1 protein-coding gene is annotated in these 3,537 nt (G+C 46.4%); it reads left to right on the top strand.

Going from position 1 to position 3,537, the window contains the following annotated elements; translation table 11 throughout:
- The first annotated feature begins 121 nt into the window (after positions 1-121).
- The gene (locus CV944_RS16425; protein WP_063329754.1) at positions 122-3,193 is read left to right on the top strand and encodes an efflux RND transporter permease subunit; all 3,072 of its coding nucleotides are present in this window, start codon (positions 122-124) and stop codon (positions 3,191-3,193) included.
- Positions 3,194-3,537: the final 344 nt, after the last annotated feature.

The following is a 3,537-nucleotide window of genomic DNA, read 5'->3' as shown; positions in this document are numbered from 1 at the left end:
TGATGTGATCAAAAAACAGCTCCGTATCGCGTAAGGGGTACCCTGTTTGTCTCTCTAACCATGGAAATTATTGTAATGAAAAATGCTCATCTACAGTTGTTTACATAAGAGGGGGAAGACGATGAAAATCAGTGACTTTTCGATACGAAGACCGGTTTTTACGCTCGTTTCGATGATTTTAGTGTTGATTTTAGGAGCAGTGTCGCTGTTCAATATCCCGATGAAGCTGATCCCGGATATTAATCCGCCAGTCGGGGTGGTCGTAACGAGCTATCCAGGGGCGGGACCGAAGGAAGTGCTTGAGAAAGTCACGAAGCCGCTGGAGGCGAATTTGTCGACATTGCCTGGGCTAAAGTCGATCACATCGACATCGCAGGAAGGTTCTAATTTGATTTTGCTGCAGTTTTCGTGGTCGACATCGATTGATGATGTGCAAAACGATGTATTGCAGCGGATCGATCAGACGGCGCTTCCGGATGATGTCAACAAGCCGCGGTTTTTGAAGTTTGACCCGTCACAGTTCCCGATTATTCAGCTAACATTAACATCGAAGAAAGGGAACGAGGAACTTTTAAAACAATTAGCGGATCAGCTGCGAGCAGAGCTGACGAAGGTAGAAGGGGTCGCCAGTGTGAATGTTTCCGGCACGTTGACGAAAAACGTGCGGGTGCTGTTGGACCAGGAGAAATTAAAAACGTATAAGCTGAGCCAGCAAGATATTGCCAACTTTATCTCCGCCAACGATATTTCGCTTCCAGGCGAGACGGTCGTGATCGATGATAAGCAGTTAACGACCCGGATTATCAGCACGATCGACTCCATTGATACGTTAAAACAGCTCGTTGTCACGGTGAATCCGCTCAACGGCGAAAAAGTTCGTTTGCAAGATATCGCCGATATTGCGATTGTGCCGGAAAAAGAAGATACGATTACGCGCACGAACGAGAAGCCTTCTGTATTATTAAGCGTGCTGCAAAAAGCGGATGCCAATACAGCAGAAGTGTCGAAAGCGTTCGAAAAACGCTTGAACGAATTGTTGGATACGAAAAAATTTTCGGCGGTTCATGCGGATGTTTTATTTGACCAAGGCGATTTTATTCAGCGGACGATTCAGAACATTTTTCAGTCGCTCGTTCTTGGCGGAGTATTCGCGATGCTGGTGCTGTTTTTATTCTTGCGCAGTGCAAAAAGCCCGCTTATTATCGGCATCGCGATTCCGTATTCGGTCATCGTGACGTTTGTGTTAATGTATTTTGCTGATTTTACGTTAAACATGATGACGCTTGGCGGTCTTGCGCTCGGTATCGGAATGCTCGTCGATAACTCGATTGTCGTGATCGAAAATATTTACCGCCATTTATCAATGGGGAAAGATCCGAAACAAGCGGCAAGAGACGGGGTAAAAGAAGTCGGCGCTGCGATCACCGCGTCCACGTTGACAACGGTGGCCGTGTTTGTACCAGTCATTTTCATTACGGGATTAATCGGCGATTTGTTTACCGAATTTGCGTTAACGATTTCGTTTAGCTTGCTTGCGTCATTGTTCGTGGCATTGACGGTCGTGCCGATGCTGGCGAGCCGCTGGTTAAAACCGCCTCGCGAAAACATCGAGGAAAAACGCCAGTCTTCGCGCATGCTTGTCGGTCTGGACAAGATAGTGAGATGGTCGCTGCGCCATCGGATCATTGTGTTGTTGCTTGCGATCGGTACGTTAGCTTTCGGGTTATTTGGCGTTACGAAAGTCGGCATGCAGTTTTTGCCGAATACGGATGAAGGCTTTTTCTCCATCCGCGTCAACCTTGCCAACGGCAGCGCCCTCCGCGAAACGGAAAAGGTTGTTTCTGCCATTGAAGACGAGTTGAAAAAAGTAAAAGAAATTGATGCGTATGTCAGCTTAATCGGCTCGACGCAGGAGCAGGCGTTCCGCGGTACATCGCAAAGCAATGTTGCTGAAATATATGTGAAAATGAAAGACTTGGACGAGCGAGACCGTTCCGTATTTGACGTTGTCGATGACATAAAGAACGATATGGAACAGGCAGCGAAAAAAGCGAATCAAACGGCGGAAGTATCGATCAACTTGCAATCGACTGCAGGAAGTACGCCGAATACGCTTGTGTTCAGCGTGAAAGATACGAATGAAGCGCGGCTGGAAAAAGCGGTGGAAAAAATATACGACCGCTTAAGCAAACTCGATGAAGTGAACGAACTGACGACCGATATTTCGGAAACAGTCGACGAAATTCAAATCAAAGTCGATCGCGAAAAAGCGCTCGCGCAAGGGTTTACTCCAGCGCAAGTGGCGACGATGGTCAACGATATGACACGCGGTGTGACGGCGACACGCATGCTTGATAAAGAGTCGAATTTGTACAACGTTAACGTCGAATACGACGAATCGGTGAAAAACTCGGTCGACAATTTGAAAAAACTGCTGATCAAAAAGCAAGACGGCACGTTTATTCCGCTTGGCGACATTGCGGATATTACGATCGGGAAAAGCCCGGTTCAAATTCATCGCATCGATGAGCAATACGCCGTTCAGTTTACATTAAAATACAAAAACACGACGAATTTAGGGGAGATGTCCGCGATTGTCGATAAAGAAATCGCGAAATTGCATCTTCCGGAAGAGACGGAAATCGTCTTTGGCGGCGACCGCGAATTGTTAGAATCGGCGTTGGGTGATTTGCTGCTTGCCTTTGCCTTAGCGATTACGTTCGTGTACCTTGTCATGGCGGCGCAATTTGAATCGCTGAAATATCCGTTTGTCATTATGTTCACCGTGCCGCTGATGGCCATCGGTGTCGCGCTTGGCTTAATGGCAACGAAAACGCCAGTTAGCGTTATGGCGATTATCGGCGTCATCGTACTTGCGGGTATCGTCGTCAACAACGCGATCGTGATTGTTGATTACATTAATCAAATGAAAGAAAAAGGTTTGGCGAGCTACGATGCGATTGTCACATCGGTGAAATTGCGCGTCCGTCCGATTTTGATGACGGCCTTGACAACGATTTTAGGGTTGCTGCCGCTGGCGTTTGGCATTGGCGAAGGAGCGGAAATGAACCAGCCATTGGCCATCACCGTCATCGGCGGCTTAATTAGCAGCACCTTTTTGACATTGTTCGTCATCCCTGTCGTATACAGTTTGTTTGATAAGGAAACGAGAAAAATGAAGCATAGCGGTTAAAGAAAACGATCTCCCAGCCTCGATTGGGAGGTCGTTTTTTATGGAAACGTACAAAGGAATTTCATATTATATGAAGAAAGAATTGTAATACATTTCCGTTTTGCACTCCGCAAAGTGCTACTTGCTTAGAAAAAGCGGAGACATTACTATATATTTTTGGATCGTTTGTTCAAAAGAAAATATGGCATGATGCGGTTTTTTCGCTAGCACCTTACTTGATTCTTGATGCCAACTTGTTAATATATCTATATACATGCAACATGAAGAGTTAACTTCTCAGTCATCCTGCACACCCTAAGCGCTGCAGCACTTCCTCCGGACGTTCGTGGATGTAGTTGACAAAC

Origin of the sequence: Geobacillus sp. WSUCF-018B, from assembly GCF_002809985.1 — a bacterium.
In the GTDB taxonomy this organism is placed as follows: domain Bacteria; phylum Bacillota; class Bacilli; order Bacillales; family Anoxybacillaceae; genus Geobacillus; species Geobacillus thermophilus.
The sequence above is the reverse complement of the archived record's forward strand: the minus strand, read 5'-3'. Positions and strand labels throughout refer to the sequence as shown.